Source organism: Bradyrhizobium sp. cir1 (assembly GCF_014198245.1).
Lineage (GTDB): Bacteria > Pseudomonadota > Alphaproteobacteria > Rhizobiales > Xanthobacteraceae > Bradyrhizobium.
Genome location: NZ_JACIHE010000001.1, coordinates 117,173 through 131,489 on the forward strand (window position 1 = coordinate 117,173; position 14,317 = coordinate 131,489).

At 65.2% G+C, this 14,317-nt stretch carries 16 protein-coding genes; 5 read left to right on the forward strand and 11 right to left on the reverse strand.

Annotated features, from left to right (window positions below; translation table 11 throughout):
• The first annotated feature begins 144 nt into the window (after positions 1 to 144).
• Both GGD63_RS00550 and GGD63_RS00555 read left to right on the forward strand, forming a co-directional pair.
• Positions 145 to 378, forward strand: a complete 234-nt coding sequence (locus GGD63_RS00550) for a DUF2171 domain-containing protein (RefSeq protein ID WP_183238974.1) — start codon at positions 145 to 147, stop codon at positions 376 to 378.
• Positions 379 to 475: 97 nt separating this feature from the next.
• Positions 476 to 2,758 carry a ComEC/Rec2 family competence protein gene (locus tag GGD63_RS00555; protein ID WP_183238975.1) on the forward strand — a complete coding sequence of 761 codons (2,283 nt, stop codon included), beginning with the start codon at positions 476 to 478 and terminating at the stop codon, positions 2,756 to 2,758.
• A 9-nt stretch (positions 2,759 to 2,767) separates the two neighbouring features.
• On the opposite strand, the gene GGD63_RS00560 is transcribed toward GGD63_RS00555, so the two are convergent.
• The 8 genes from GGD63_RS00560 to GGD63_RS00595 all read right to left on the reverse strand — a co-directional run bounded on the left by GGD63_RS00560 (position 2,768) and on the right by GGD63_RS00595 (position 9,381).
• Positions 2,768 to 3,709, reverse strand: coding sequence for a GAF domain-containing protein (locus GGD63_RS00560; RefSeq protein ID WP_183238976.1), 942 nt, complete (start codon positions 3,707 to 3,709; stop codon positions 2,768 to 2,770).
• Positions 3,684 to 3,899, reverse strand: coding sequence for a hypothetical protein (locus GGD63_RS00565; RefSeq protein WP_183238977.1), 216 nt, complete (start codon positions 3,897 to 3,899; stop codon positions 3,684 to 3,686). The genes GGD63_RS00560 and GGD63_RS00565 overlap by 26 nt, the downstream gene beginning before the upstream one ends.
• A 36-nt stretch (positions 3,900 to 3,935) precedes the next feature.
• Entirely contained in the window at positions 3,936 to 4,367 is a 432-nt protein-coding gene (locus GGD63_RS00570) for a hypothetical protein (RefSeq protein WP_183238978.1), read from the reverse strand.
• Between the two features lie 569 nt (positions 4,368 to 4,936).
• Positions 4,937 to 5,638 (reverse strand): transcriptional repressor LexA, encoded by a 702-nt coding sequence (gene lexA / locus GGD63_RS00575; protein ID WP_183238979.1) that lies wholly within the window; start codon positions 5,636 to 5,638, stop codon positions 4,937 to 4,939.
• A 175-nt stretch (positions 5,639 to 5,813) separates the two neighbouring features.
• The gene (gene glp / locus GGD63_RS00580) at positions 5,814 to 7,025 is read right to left on the reverse strand and encodes a gephyrin-like molybdotransferase Glp (RefSeq protein ID WP_183238980.1); all 1,212 of its coding nucleotides are present in this window, start codon (positions 7,023 to 7,025) and stop codon (positions 5,814 to 5,816) included.
• Between the two features lie 230 nt (positions 7,026 to 7,255).
• Positions 7,256 to 7,450 carry a hypothetical protein gene (locus GGD63_RS00585; RefSeq protein ID WP_183238981.1) on the reverse strand — a complete coding sequence of 65 codons (195 nt, stop codon included), beginning with the start codon at positions 7,448 to 7,450 and terminating at the stop codon, positions 7,256 to 7,258.
• Positions 7,451 to 7,606: 156 nt separating this feature from the next.
• The gene (locus tag GGD63_RS00590) at positions 7,607 to 8,239 is read right to left on the reverse strand and encodes an HAD family phosphatase (RefSeq protein WP_183238982.1); all 633 of its coding nucleotides are present in this window, start codon (positions 8,237 to 8,239) and stop codon (positions 7,607 to 7,609) included.
• An 8-nt stretch (positions 8,240 to 8,247) separates the two neighbouring features.
• Positions 8,248 to 9,381, reverse strand: coding sequence for an alpha-hydroxy acid oxidase (locus GGD63_RS00595; RefSeq protein WP_183238983.1), 1,134 nt, complete (start codon positions 9,379 to 9,381; stop codon positions 8,248 to 8,250).
• Positions 9,382 to 9,674: 293 nt separating this feature from the next.
• Between GGD63_RS00595 and GGD63_RS00600 the strand changes: the two genes are divergently transcribed.
• Positions 9,675 to 11,012 (forward strand): S41 family peptidase, encoded by a 1,338-nt coding sequence (locus GGD63_RS00600; protein ID WP_183238984.1) that lies wholly within the window; start codon positions 9,675 to 9,677, stop codon positions 11,010 to 11,012.
• A 63-nt stretch (positions 11,013 to 11,075) separates the two neighbouring features.
• On the opposite strand, the gene GGD63_RS00605 is transcribed toward GGD63_RS00600, so the two are convergent.
• The 3 genes from GGD63_RS00605 to GGD63_RS00615 all read right to left on the reverse strand — a co-directional run bounded on the left by GGD63_RS00605 (position 11,076) and on the right by GGD63_RS00615 (position 12,736).
• Positions 11,076 to 11,831 carry an SDR family oxidoreductase gene (locus GGD63_RS00605; RefSeq protein WP_183238985.1) on the reverse strand — a complete coding sequence of 252 codons (756 nt, stop codon included), beginning with the start codon at positions 11,829 to 11,831 and terminating at the stop codon, positions 11,076 to 11,078.
• A 385-nt stretch (positions 11,832 to 12,216) separates the two neighbouring features.
• Positions 12,217 to 12,480, reverse strand: coding sequence for a hypothetical protein (locus GGD63_RS00610; protein ID WP_183238986.1), 264 nt, complete (start codon positions 12,478 to 12,480; stop codon positions 12,217 to 12,219).
• A gap of 40 nt (positions 12,481 to 12,520) precedes the next feature.
• Positions 12,521 to 12,736, reverse strand: a complete 216-nt coding sequence (locus GGD63_RS00615) for a hypothetical protein (protein ID WP_183238987.1) — start codon at positions 12,734 to 12,736, stop codon at positions 12,521 to 12,523.
• Positions 12,737 to 12,931: 195 nt separating this feature from the next.
• Here GGD63_RS00615 and GGD63_RS00620 point away from each other — a divergent pair, with 195 nt between their 5' ends.
• Positions 12,932 to 14,152: an OpgC domain-containing protein gene (locus tag GGD63_RS00620; protein WP_183238988.1), complete on the forward strand. Its 1,221-nt coding sequence runs from the start codon at positions 12,932 to 12,934 to the stop codon at positions 14,150 to 14,152.
• A complete protein-coding gene (locus tag GGD63_RS00625) occupies positions 14,149 to 14,286 on the forward strand; it encodes a hypothetical protein (protein ID WP_246785329.1) in 138 nt (45 codons plus the stop codon). Before GGD63_RS00620 ends, GGD63_RS00625 begins: the two co-directional genes overlap by 4 nt.
• The last annotated feature ends 31 nt before the right edge of the window (positions 14,287 to 14,317 follow it).

The window sequence follows — 14,317 nt, forward strand, 5'->3', positions numbered from 1 at the left end:
CGTCTTATGAGACTTTCGGCTCAATCGACCGAACCGGGGCTGCCCCGTCCTGAGATGGAACAGTCGCCCATCGCATCCGGCGGTTTTGTCACGAACGAACAGAAAGGCCTCTCAGGCGTTGTGTGGGCCAACGAGGATCCCACCATGCAGAACATCGCAGAGCATATGGAAGTCATCGGCGCCGACGGCGTCCATGTCGGCACAGTCGATCGCGTCGAGGGCAACCGCATCAAGCTGACTAGAAAGGACAGCGGCGAGGGCAGCCACAAGGGCCACCATCACTTCATCGACAAGGGCCTCGTCGCCGATGTCGAAGGCAACAAGGTCCGCCTGTCGGCCAAGGCGGCTGTCGCCGTGACGATGGAAGAGGAAAAGTAGGGTGCACCCTCTTCGTTCCTGATCTGTACCGCTATTCGGTCGCCTGCACGTTCCGGTAGCCTCTGCGCCTGTCGCGTATCTTAGGGGTTGCCAGGGAATGGCGGAGCCGGGCCGGCCGCAGCGTGTCTCGCAAGGGATCGCAGGAACCTGGCCGGCGGGCCGCAGCGCGTCGGCCGGCGGCTTTGCACCGGCGGGCTTTGGCGCCTGGTCCGCGCTCGTCGAGACGCTGCGCCAATGGGCGAGCGCCGAGGTTGGCGCTGGCCGGCTGTTGCCGTGGGTACCTGTCGCTTTCGGCAGCGGCATTGCGCTCTACTTTGCGGCCGATCACGAGCCGGTGCTGTGGGTGGCCGCCGCGACGGCCATGGCGCTGATGCTCGGCGCCGTCCTGTTGCGGCGGAGCCGGCTGTTTGCCCCCGCGATCATGATCGCGGCGGTCGCGGCAGGCTTTGCCATTGCGACCTGGAAGACGGCGCGCATTGCGCACACCGTCTTGGCGAAACCGCTCTATTCGGTGTCGCTGTCGGGCTTCGTCGAGACCCGCGACATCCGCGAGCGCACCGATCGCTTCGTGCTGCGCGTCACCGCGATGGAGGCGCAGCGCAGCGACGTCACGCTCGAGCGCGTGCGCCTGTCGGTGCGCAAGGGGACCGCGCCCGAGGTCGGCAGCTTCGTGCAGCTCAAGGCGCGGCTGATGCCGCCGATCTCGCCGGTGCGCCCCGGCAGCTATGATTTCTCGCGCGACATGTTCTTCCAGGGCATCGGTGCCTCCGGCTTCGTGATGGGCGCGATCACCGCCGCAGCGCCGCCGGATGCCGGCGGCTTGCGGCTGCGCTACGCCGCCTTCATGCAGGGCCTGCGCGATGCGATCGACGCGCGCATCCGCGCAACGCTCGAAGGCGACAACCGCGCGATCGCGACCGCGCTCCTGACCGGCCGGCGCGATGCGATCACTGCGCCCGTCAATGACGCGATGTTCGTCTCGGGGCTCGGCCACGTGCTTTCGATCTCGGGCTATCACATGGCTGTCGTCGCCGGCGTCGTGTTCTTCGCGGTGCGCGCGTTGCTGGCCTTGATCCCGGGACTGGCGGTTGGCTTCCCCATCAAGAAATGGTCGGCGGCCGCGGCGCTGGTTGCCGCCGCGTTCTACCTGCTGCTCTCGGGCGCGGAGGTCGCGACGCAACGCTCGTTCTTCATGACCGCGGTGGTGCTGATCGCCGTCATGGTCGATCGCCGCGCCATCACCTTCCGCACGCTGGCCGTGGCCGCGCTGATCGTGCTCGCGGTCGCGCCGGAGGCGCTGGTGCATCCGAGCTTCCAGATGTCGTTTGCGGCAACGCTCGGGCTGGTGGCGCTGGTGCAGATCGGCATGCCGAACCTGTTTGCTTCGCCTGACCATTCCGCGACCGCGCGCATCGCGCTGTGGGGCGGCCGCGAGATTGCCATGCTGTTCCTGGCCTCGCTGATCGCGGGGCTTGCGACCACGCCCTATGCCGCCTTCCACTTCCATCGCGTCACGCCGTACGGCGTGCTGGCCAATCTCGGCGCGATGCCGGTGGTCTCGGCGCTGGTGATGCCAGCCGGATTGCTCGGCCTGCTCGCTGCTCCCTTCGGGCTCGATGGCGTGTTCTGGTGGCTGATGGGGATCGGAATCGACTGGATGGTCGCGGTGTCGCGCTGGGTGGCGGCACTGCCGGGCGCGGTCGGGCGTCTCCCGGCGTTCGGCATCGCGCCGCTGATCGCGGCCAGCCTCGGCATCATTGTCATGGGCCTGTTGCGCACGCCGTTGCGCTGGTCAGGCGGGTTGGTGCTGCTGGCTGCGATCCTCTGGGGCCTGTCGGTGCGGCCGCCGGATATCCTGATCGCCGGGGACGGCCAGAGCGTTGCAGTGCGGGGCAGGGACGGGCGCCTCCACATGATCCGGGTGGGCAAGGACAGCTTTCTGCTGAAGGAGTGGCTGGCTGCCGATGCCGATCCGCGCGATGCGGGCAGTGCCGCGCTGGCCGACGGCGTGTCGTGCGACGAGGCCGGCTGCGTGACGCCGCTCGCCGACGGGCGCCTGGTCGCGCTGGCGTTGCGGATCGATGCGCTGGCGGACGATTGCAGCCGCGCCGCGCTGGTGGTGACGGCCCGGCCCGCTGCGCCGGATTGCGCGGCGATGGTGGTGGACCGGCAACGCCTCGCCGCGCAGGGCGCGCTCGCGCTGGCGCGGCAGGGCGACGGCTTTGCGGTGCAGGCGGTGAAGGCAAGAGGTGCTGACCGCCCGTGGGCACCGGCAACCGCTGGCGAGGGCGATTTCGGCGCGAGCCTTGCGCCACCGTCGGCAGCTCCCCGCAACCGGGATGCGACGCCGTCCGAGGCGGACATGCAGGCTGAGGATTGAGCGGACGAGCTACAGGTACCAGGCCAGCACGGCGTCGAGCCCGGCCTTCCCGATCACCGGCAAGGCCACCATCTGGCTCAGCCCGGACGCGCGCGCTTCAGTGGCCGCGATCGAATTGTCATGCGCCAGGTCATCGTTGAGGGCGGGCATCCCGGTGGCCCAGGCGCCGCCGATGCTGCCGTCGCTCCTTCCGATGGATTTGTCCGCATAGAGCGCGGCAAGATCGGTCTGGGCGCTGCAATCCCCGGCGCGGAAGACCAGCGCAGAACGGGCCTCGTTCGGCACCCAGATCTCGAAGCGCCGTGCAATCGGCGTCGCCTGCGCGGAGAGGAAGGTCAGCACCCAGGTCTGGTCGGTGCCGGTCCGGTAGGGCACGCCGACGCCGAGGTTGATCCCGACCTCGGCGGCGTCTTCCCAGCGCAGAAAGCTCTTGGCGTTGTGCAGATCCTTGATGATCAGCGGCAGGCCGGCTTTCCAGGTGCGTCCGGGCAGGCCGAAGCCGCGCGGAAACCTGGTGTGGCGCGAGTTGAACTCGAACATCTCGGCGGTGCCATAGTAACCGTCGACCAGTCCCATCTCGTGGGAGGTATCGGGATCGTTCTGCCAGAGCTCGATGGCGCCGACATGCGCTTCGTCGTCGCCGCAGAACAGCACCATCACGGCGTGCAGGAATTCGCCGGCAAATACTGGCACTGCCACGCCGCAGGTCAGGCCCGCCGCGAGCGCCTGGTCGGTCCGCTTGAAATAGGAGTTGGCGAATTTGGTGAGGATCACCGGGTGCCCAGCAGCCCAGGCCTTGCCCGGAAGGCCCTCGTCGTAGCCGAAGCGCAGCTCTTCACTTGCGGCCTTGAACGCGGACAGCCCTTCGCCGTAGAGGCCGCCGCCGAACTCCAGCCGCATACGCGTCCGGTCGGGCACCCAGAGTTCAACGACGCGAATGAAGGTCTTCATCGAACGTGCCCGCTGCCTCAAGCCTTTTGGCAGCATCGGCCATTTGCCTGCAGAACGGACGTTCAAAATTCAGGCAGGGCCGCGCAAACTTCGTGCGACGGAGAACTGCTGCGGGTGATCCGGCAAAGGTATTTTCGAAGATAACAAACCGCACCATCTCGCCGGCCACGGCCGGCGATGGCGATTTCATTCCTGGCCCCGACCCGTGAGCCGGGGTGCAGCTACGTCAGCCGATCGGCAGGCGTGTGATCGTCGGCCTGTCGGCGGTGATCTGCGGCTTGTGCTCGCGCTCACCAAGTGGCTGGGTCACCGGCAATTGCAGCACGGTTGCGCGCTGGCCTTCGACGAGCTGCGTCACCAGCACGTATTTGCCGTCGGGGAATTCGATCGCATCGTGATGGCGGTCCGGAATGTGCGGATCGATCTTGCCGAACTTGCCGACGCGCGAGTTGATGGTGCGCGTCCAGATCCAGCGATTGTCGTAACGGACGTTGTCGGCGAAAGCGAGCTCCGTTCCCGGCAGCAGGCATACCGCAACGGACATGTCGGCTTCGGAGGCGAAGCCGCGCGTCGAGGTGCCGCGGAATGTTGTCGTGACGATCGTCTCGCCGACTTCGGCGGGACGCGTCGCGACGGCGTGCAGGCTGTAGTCACACATCGGGGTGCTCCTCATTCGAAGATAGCAACCCACGCCTCTTTTCGAGGCGCAGGCCTCTATCAGAGTGGAAGCATACAACGGTCTGCTTGGTTGTGGGCAAATCTGCGGCTTGGGTCCGCAGCTCGCCATCACAATATCTTTTTCAGATGCACGAGGAACAAAGTCCGCTTCCGTGCATTCGGCATGCTTCTCCGTCAGTGGCCAGCAGGTGCCGACCAGCCCGAATACGGCCAGGTGGGTTGCGACGGCTGTGCAATGGCGTCGTGTGCATTGCGGAATTGCTCGCTCGTCGTCGCCGGCGTCGTCTTGCGGACATGATGCGGCCGTGCGGCGACGGCCTGTGACACTGACGTTGCGATCAGCGCCATCGTGACGGTGCTCAGGACGATCTGCGCATGATTATCTCCTCGGTTTCTCAAAGGCCCGCAAAGCGATGAGCGCCTTGCGCGGCGTGCCGAGGATCTAGAGCGGGAGAGGTGGCCGGATAATCTGTGCAGAACCAGAAAGACTATCCAGCCGGAGCGGACAATTGTCCGCTCCAACGGGGGTTGAACGATCGCGAGGTCGGCTCAGTACTTCCGGTACAGGCCGATCAGCTTGCCCTGAATCTTCACCCGGTTGGGCGGCAGGATGCGGACCTCATAGGCGGCGTTGGCGGGCTCGAGCGCGATCGAGGCGCCGCGGCGGCGGAAGCGCTTCAGCGTCGCTTCCTCGTCGTCGATCAGCGCCACCACGATGTCGCCGGTGTCGGCGCTCTCGTTGCGCTGGATCAGCGCCATGTCGCCGTCGAGGATGCCGGCCTCCACCATCGAATCGCCGCGCACCTCGAGCGCGTAGTGCTCGCCGGCGCCGAGCATGTCAGGCGGGACGCTGATGGTGTGGCTGCGGGTCTGCAGCGCCTCGATCGGCGTGCCGGCCGCGATACGGCCCATGACAGGTACGGCGACGGGACGCTCGCCCTCGTCGGCGGACGGGCTGGAAGTCGTGCGCACCTTGCCGAGATTGCCCTCGATGACGCTCGGCGTGAAGCCGCGGCGGCTGCCGGCAGCCGCCTGGAGCTCGGGCAGCTTGATGACTTCGATCGCGCGGGCGCGGTTGGGCAGGCGCCGGATGAAGCCGCGCTCCTCGAGCGCGGTGATCAGGCGGTGGATGCCCGATTTCGAGCGCAGGTCGAGCGCGTCCTTCATCTCGTCGAAGGAGGGCGGCACGCCGCTTTCCTTCAGACGCTCGCTGATGAATCGCAGAAGCTCGTATTGTTTGCGCGTTAACATCTCGACCAAATCCCCCGGTTGATGTCGTTCGATTCCGAGACGTTCACTTCAGCGGCGAGCCGCTAGATGCTCGAAACAAATCATGAACGGACACTATATGTTCGATATGTGTTCCGCAACTGCTTAATTTACCGTGAACGCGACAAACTTCGCGGAACACGTGTGGTGGCAGCGCTCAGACGGGCAGGAGCAGCACCTCGCAAGGCGTGCCGGCTGCGGCCTTGGGTGCGAACGGCGGGCGCACGAGAAGTACCTGTGCCGCAGCGAGATTCGCAAGCAGTGACGAATCCTGATGATTGACCGGCAGGGCGATCAGCGTGCCGTCGTCGCGCCGCTCCAGGCGCGCGCGAAGATAATCTTCGCGCTGGTCGTTGGCATTGAGGTCGCGGCCGAGCAGGGCGCGCTCGCGGCGATGGTGAATCGCCTGTTGGCCCGACAACGCGCGAATCAGCGGCACCATAAACAGGAAGCCGCACACATAGGATGACACGGGATTGCCGGGCAGGCCGATCACGCGCATCGCCCCTAACCGCCCGTGCATCATCGGCTTGCCCGGCCGCATCGCGATCTTCCAGAACGTCATCGCGATCCCCTCGGCCTTGAGCGCCTGCTGGACCAGATCGTGGTCGCCGACCGAGGCGCCGCCGGTCGTGATCAGGATGTCGGCGCCGCTCTCGCGGGCCCGGCGTATCCCGGCGGTGGTGGCTTCCAGCGTATCGGCGGCAATGCCGAGGTCGACGGTATCGGCGCCCTCCTGGCGCGCGAGCGCGTGCAGGGCATAGCCGTTGGAATAGACGATCTGGCCGGGGCCGGGCGCTGCCCCCGGCATCACCAGCTCGTCGCCGGTGGCGAGGATCGCGACCTTCGGACGGCGCTGGACGGGCAGGTGCGGGTGATTCATCCCGGCAGCGAGCGCCAGGTCGCGGTCGGTGAGCCGGGCTCCTTTCCGCAGCAGCACGTCGCCCTCGGCAAAATCGACCCCGGCGCGCCGGATGTGCCGTCCGGGAATCGCTGCTTCCTTGATCGTGATGCGCTTGCCGTCCGCGACCGTATCCTCCTGGATCACGACCGCGTCCGCGCCGGCGGGAACGACGCCGCCGGTGAAGATCCGGACCGCTTCGCCGGCGCCGACCGACCCGGCAAACGGCCGCCCGGCCGCGACCTCGCCGATGACCGTCAGCTGGGAATCGATCGTCGCCGCATCGGCCGCGCGCACGGCATAGCCGTCCATCGCCGACATCGCCTCCGGCGGCTGCGTCCGCCGCGCCGCGACGTCGCGGGCGAGCACGCGGTGGAAAGCTGCGTTGAGGGAGACCGTCTCCTCAGGCAGCGGCTCCGCGCCGGCAAGCACAGCGGCAAGCGCGTCAGAAACCGGCATCAAGGCCACGGGTGAAAACTCCTGCTGAGCACGTTCGGCAAATCGGCGGCGAGAGTTCTAGCCGAGTGCAGGCGCAGAGGCAAAACAGTGTGGATGCAGGATGATTCAGCCTGCGCCGTCAGCTCCGTCATGAAAGATAGACGTCAAATCCTCCGCGGCATGATCCGGAAGGCGAGACAGACCGGTACGAGGACGGCCATGGCAAGCACGAGAAGAACGAGCGCCACGGCCAGCATGGGTCAACTCCTGGCCGGGTCGTCCGGACTGACGTCCGGCGCTTTGGGGCCCTGGTCCTTGTCGGGCAGCGGGTCGGCCTGAGATTTCAGGTCGGCGGCCTTGCTGATCAGCTTGGCGGATAGGTCGGAATCCGAGGTGGTTCTGGCGAACTCGAGCAGGAGAGAGGCTTGCTTGGTGAGGTAGGATTTGCCCAGCACGTCGATCCGTCCAGTGTAGAAGTCCCCAACGGACTCAAGAGTCCGGAAGGACGGATTCCGTTCCCGGAACTCTGTACAAAAATGCACAAAGTGCTTTGGTTCCTCCTTTTTTGGCAGACGAGTTCCCGGAACCGCTCCTGCCGGGAGATGGATCCGTCAAATCCCGAGCTTTTTCAGCGCATCGCCGACGTCACGGGGCGAGGTCACATGCACCGCGGTCAATCCGCGCGCCCGTGCCCCTTCGATGTTCTCTGCGAGATCGTCGAAGAACACGATGCGGCTCGCCGGCACGCCCATGGCCGCCACGACATGGTCGAAGGCCTCCGCGTCCGGTTTGCGCAGGCCGATGCGGGACGACAGATAGAGCTCGCGGAAATGGCCGAGCAAGCCGGCATATTCCTTCGAGAAATGGTCGACATGCGGCCGGTTGGTGTTGGAGAAGGCGTAGAGCGGCATCTGCTTGGCCGCACGCGGCAACAGGTCGGCGATGTCAGGCATCTCGCCGGCGAAGATTGCGTTCCAGCCTTCCAGGAACTGCGCGTCGGAAATGGCGATCCCGAGTGAGTTGCGCAGCGAGGCGAAATAATCCTCGTCGCTGATCTTGCCGACCTCGTGCAGCCGGTAGGCTTCGCTGTCGCGCACATAGCGCGCGACGATGGCTTCGGGCTTGCAGCCGGCATGTCCCGCCCAGCAGGCGATCGCCCTGGAGAAATCGATGTCGAGCACCACGCGCCCGAGATCGAACAGAAGCGCATCTGCGCTGCCGGGAGAGAGCGGGGTCACCTGCATCCTTTCACTCAGTATCGATAGGGATCGTGGTCGAACAGCGGGAACGCGCTAAACACGCTCGGCGCGTTGGTCGCGATGGCCGGGTGCAGGCAGGACTTGCCGACCTCGGCGAACGAGGTGGCGCCCAGAAGGCCGAGACAGCGCAGCACCTCGTCTTCCAGCAGCTCCAGCATCCGCGTCACGCCGGCTTCGCCGGCCGCCGCCAGGGCCCAGCATTGCAGCCGGCCGATGCCGATGAGGTCGGCGCCGGCCGCAATCGCCTTGACGATGTCGGTGCCGCGGCAGAAGCCGCCATCGACCATGATCTTGGCGCGGCCTTTCACGGCGTCGACGATTTCAGGCAGCACATGCATGGCACCGCGCCCGTGATCGAGCTGGCGGCCGCCATGGTTGGAGACATAGATCCACTCGACGCCGTGATCGAGCGCGATCAACGCGTCCTCGGCGGTGGCGATGCCCTTCAGGATCAGAGGGATCTTGAACTTATCCTTGATCATCTTCACGGTCCGCCACTCCAGTCCCTTCTGGTAGTCGCCGCCGGTGGCGCGCAGGCGGCTCTCGCGAACATAGCGCTTGGCGATGTCACGTTCGCGACGGCTGTAATGGGCGGTGTCCACGGTCAGGCAGAAGGCGGCGTAGGCGTTCTTCTCGGCCCGGCTGACGACATCGGTGACGTAGGCGTCGTCGCCACGCACATAGAGCTGATAGAGACGCAACGCATCGGGGGCGGCCTCGGCGGTCTTCTCCAGGCCGGGCTCGGACACCGAGCTCAGCATGTGCGCCGCACCGAAGGTGCCGGCAGCACGCGCGACGCTCGCGGCGCCATCTGGATCGAAGATCTCGAGCGCGCCGACCGGGGCCAGCAACACCGGCAGGCGCATCTTGCGGCCGAACTGCTCGACGCTTCCGTCGACCTTGCGCACGTCGCGCAGCACGCGCGGGCGGAATGCGATCTCGTCCAGCGCCATGCGGTTGCGGCGCATCGTGGTTTCCGTCTCCGCGGCGCCGACGATGTAGTCCCAGGCGTTCTGGTTGAGGTTGGCGCGCGCCTTCCGGATGAATTCGTGCAGATTCTGGAACGGCTCGTTGCTGGCGCCGAGTTCGACGTTCCGTTCCGGCCGGATGCGGGGCGCTTCGTTCATTGTTACCCTCCCGAGAATTTGAAGCCTTGTGTCATCGCCTAACCCGTCCGGCTCTCCAAAACCATCCTAAAATCGCATAGCTGCGAGGCGCGGGCCGGCCGGCCGATTCCCGTCTTTCGCGCGAGACGGTTTCGGAACGTTGCCAAAAGTTTAGACCCGAACGAAGGGCTTTTTGCAGGTGCCCGCCGCCGTGGCAGGGCGGCCTTGAAGAAACCTGAATGGTGTTGTGAGAAGCGGGCTGGATCGCCATTTGCATGGCACCCCAAGCCCCGAGCAAAAAGGCAAGCCTATCCATGCGGAAAACCCTGCTGTTCCCCCTTGGCGCGCTCACCGGAGCGTGTCTGACCCTTCTGGTATCCGTTCCGCAGGGCGGGCTATGGGCGGCGAGGGCGGCGGCGGGCGCGGACGATGCCTATTCCAGGCTCAACCTGTTCGGCGAAGTGTTCGAGCGGGTGAAGGGGAACTACGTCGAGAAGCCTGATAATGCCAAGCTGATCGAAGGTGCGATCACCGGCATGGTGACCTCGCTCGATCCGCATTCGCGCTACATGAACGACAAGGCCTGGACCGAGATGCAGGAGACCACCTCCGGCGAGTTCGGCGGGCTCGGCATCGAGGTCACGATGGAGGAGGGCCTCGTCAAGGTCGTCTCGCCGATCGACGACACGCCGGCCTCGAAGGCCGGAATCATGTCCGGCGACCTCATCAGCAAGATCGACGGCGAGGCCGTGCAGGGCATGACGCTGGAGCAGGCGGTCAACAAGATGAAGGGCCCGGTCGACACCAAGACCAAGCTCACCATCGTGCGCAAGGGCGCGGACGCCCCGCTCGACGTCGCGATCACGCGTGAGATCATCCATGTGCGCCCGGTGCGCTTCCACGTCGAGAACGGCGACATCGGCTATATCCGCGTCACCTCGTTCAACGAGCAGACCACCGACGGCCTGAAGAAGGCGATCGCTGCGATCTCCAAGCAGGTGCCGCAGGAGAAGCTCGTCGGCTACGTGATGGACCTGCGCAATAATCCGGGCGGATTGCTCGACCAGGCCGTGTCGGTGTCGAGCGCCTTCCTGCAGCGCGGCGAGGTCGTCTCGACCCGCGGCCGCAATCCGGAAGAAACCCAGCGCTTCACCGCGCATGGCGGCGATCTCACCAAGGGCAAGCCGCTGGTGATTCTGGTCAATGGTGGCTCGGCTTCGGCCTCGGAGATCGTGGCCGGTGCGCTGCATGACCACAAGCGCGCCACGATCATCGGCACGCGCTCGTTCGGCAAGGGCTCGGTGCAGACCATCATCCCGCTCGGCTCCGGCAACGGCGCACTGGCGCTGACCACGGCGCGCTACTACACGCCGTCGGGCCGCTCGATCCAGGCCCAGGGCATCGCACCCGACATCGAGATCCTCCAGGACGTGCCGCCCGAGCTGAAGGGCCGGATGGACACCATGGCGGAGTCGCAGATGCGCGGCCATCTGCAAGCCGCCGACGGCACCGAGCAGACCGGATCGCAATCCTACGTCCCGCCGGAAGAGAAGGACGACAAGGCCCTGCACGCGGCCTATGACTTCCTGCACGGCGTCACCGCCAATGCGGTCGCCGCCAAGCCGGCGCCGAAGGCGGCGGTGCCGAACTAGAATTGTGACTCTCAGAGATCGCCCGGGAGCGGATCGCCGCTCCCGGGCGAATTCGTTTTGAGCTCAGTTCGGGTTCATGGCCGCAAAGGTCGCCTCGTAGCGGCCGTCGCGTTCGGCCCAGCGGCGGGCGCGGTCGCGCTCGACCAGCACTTCATCGCGGGGATGGACCCGCAACTCCAGTAATTGCATGACCTCCGCGATGTAGGCGGCGAGCGGCATGGCGCGCGCATCGCTTGCCTGCGCGGCGCCGGTGAGCTCGGTCTGCACATAGGGCGGCGTAAGCTCCAGCACCTCGATTGGGATCCTGCGGAGCTGATGCCGCAGCGACTGCAGCCAGGAATGCAGGAACGCCTTGCTGGCGCAGTAGGTCGGGAAGTCGGCGCGGGGCACGAAGGCAAGGTTCGAGCTGGTTGCGATGATCGTCGCGTTCGGCTGCTTCTTCAGAGCCGGCAGGAACGCCGCCGTGACGCGCAGCACGCCGAGAATGTTGGTCTCGACGATCGCCTCCGCGTCGGAGGCATCCCAGCCGGCCGCACTCATGTCCTCGGCTCGCGAGATGCCGGCGTTCGCGATCAGCACATTGAGCTCGGGAAATCGTGCGCGCATTTCGGCCGACAGGCGCGGCAGGCTCGCGGGATCGTCGAGGTCGAGCGACATGCCGATCAGGCCGGGGCGCCCAGCCGTGATCTGATCGAGCAGAGCTTGCCGTCGCCCGGTGACGATGACGCGGTTGCCGCGGTCGTGGAAGGCTTCAGCGAGCGCGCGGCCGATGCCGCTGGTGCCGCCGGTGACGAGGATCGTGTTGCCAGTCATCTTCATGGTTGCTGCCTTTCGGTGGAGGTGAAGGCCACGGCAACCCTGGGAGTCCCGATGGTGCGCGATCCGGCAAGACAACGAACATCCAGGCGTGGTTGGGCAGCGCCGGAATGGGCATCTTGAACGGGGGAGCGTCCGCAAACAGGACGAGTGATGGCATGACCGTGGCGTCTCGTGAATCGAGATCTCCCTGCTGGGATCCTCCCGACAAAGGACGCGTTGGATGACGGTAACGCCTACGGCAGCACCGTTTCGGCGGCTGCAATTCAGGAAATACGTTGGCCGGCCACGATCGTCAAGTCTGCAGCAACGGGAGTGGCTCGGCCCCGGGTTGATCTGGGAGGCGGTGATCCCGCAGCACGCAAGCCACGGGATCACGGCGCGATCGTCATTGCTCCTTCTTCGAGCCCATGTGATGCGGGACTTCGGTCTTCGGTCCGCCGCCGTAATGGTGGCTGCCGCCAGATCCGCTGGTCGAGCCGCCGTCGCCCTCCTTCTTGCCCATGTGGTGCGGGACCTCGGTCTTGGGCCCGCCCGAATAATGGTGGCCGTTCTTCTCGTCGGTCGTGCCCGTCGTGCTCGTCTGCGCCACGGCGGGCAACGCGACGAACGACATGATCGCGGCGGCGACGATCAGCTTGCGGTGACTCATTCTGGTTTCTCCTGTTTTGAACTTGTCGAGTTGGTGTCAATCAAGTCCCGGTGGCTTGATTGAGTGCAAGCAAACCCGGAGTGTGTTCGCGCAGGTTGAGCAAGATCAAATAGGAACGCGCGCGCTGGCGCGGGCCCTTGCGTAGATCGTCGAGTTGCAGCGGGCGACGAGAAGCATCGATCTTCTTACAGAAAAAAATTAATCCGCAGCGCGAAGTCGCGAGCGGCGCGCAGGGGCCTCGATCGTGCAGCGACATGGGCGCGAGATTGTCGTGGACGACAGGCGTCTCGATTCATTACGCGATTGAATCACAAAAAGATTTGGCTGGTGCCGCGATCGAGTTTGATGTCGGTCAAATCGGGATCAATGACACAACCTAGCGTGCCGACGCGAATGAGCGGCGACGAGGTTGCGATCCGAAAGGCCGACCGCAAAAAAGGAGAACGCGCCGTTGACTGACGAGACTATTCACGACCCTGGTCGGCCCCTGCAGATTGCGCTTCTTTTGCGTCGGCGTCTCTGGGAGACGATCACGATCAGGTCGGTGCTGGTCAAGTCCCGGCGCGACGTGCGGCTGGATCTGTTTCGCGGCCTCGCGAACTGGCTGATCTTCCTCGGACACATTCCGGATTCGGCGCTCGCCTGGTTCACGACGCGAAACTATGGCTTCAGCGATGGCGCCGACCTGTTCGTGCTGATCTCCGGCTATACCGCGACCTTCGTGTTCGGCTCGATGATGATGGAGCGCGGCTTCGTCATCGGAGCAACTCGGCTGCTGCGGCGGGTATGGCAGCTCTATGTCGCCCACCTGCTGTTGTTCCTGGTTTATCTCACGTCCGTGCACTACGTCGCGCACAATTTCGACGAACTTCATTTGATGGATCAGTTCAACGTCGCGCCGCTGATGAACTTTCCGGTCGAGACGCTCTCGCAAGGTCTGGTCCTCAAGTTCAAGCCGCTCAATCTCGACGTTCTACCGCTCTACATCGTGTTGATGGCAGCATTTCCCATCGTGCTCTGGTTCATGCTGCGATGGCGCAATGCGGTGATGACCGGCTCGCTTGGTCTCTATCTGGCCGCCCGACATTACGGCTTCAATCTGCCGTCCTATCCGGCTGGACTCTGGTATTTCAATCCGTTCGCGTGGCAGCTGCTCTTCGTATTTGGAGCCTGGCTGGCCTTGGGAGGGGCGGCAGCGAGCCGCTGGCTGCTGTCGTCCCGCACGCTGCTTGTCCTATGCGGTGGCTTCCTGCTCTTTGCGCTCGCGATGACGCTGGCTGAACGGATCCCGGGCCTCCGGGACTACATTCCCGGCGGGCTCGCCGCGATCTTCATTCCGAACGACAAAACCAATCTCGGGCCGTATCGCATCATCCATCTGGCGAGCCTGGTGCTCATCGTCGTCTCGCTCATTCCAATCGACTGGCCCGGTCTGAAGTCGCCGCTGCTCCAGCCCCTGATCAGATGCGGCCAGCAGTCGCTGTCCGTGTTCTGCGTCGGCCTCTTTCTGTCCTTCGTCGCGCATTTCGTGCTCGAGTCCGGATCTGAGGGACTATGGGCCCAGTTGCTGGTCGGTGCCGCAGGCCTCTGGATCATGACGATCGTCGCCTATTACCGAACGTGGTCGAAGGACGTCGACAGGAGCCGCTCGGTCGCGGAGGCGGGCGGATGATAAATTCCGAGCTGATCTTCACGGACGAGATTCAGGGCCTCGTTCTGCACGGCCTGCACTGGACCGCATCGACCATCGAGCTGCTCGGGGTGGTGGTGATCGTCTGCGGAGTGCCAACCTCGATGATCAGATGACCATCCGAATCAAACTTTGGAGAATGACCAT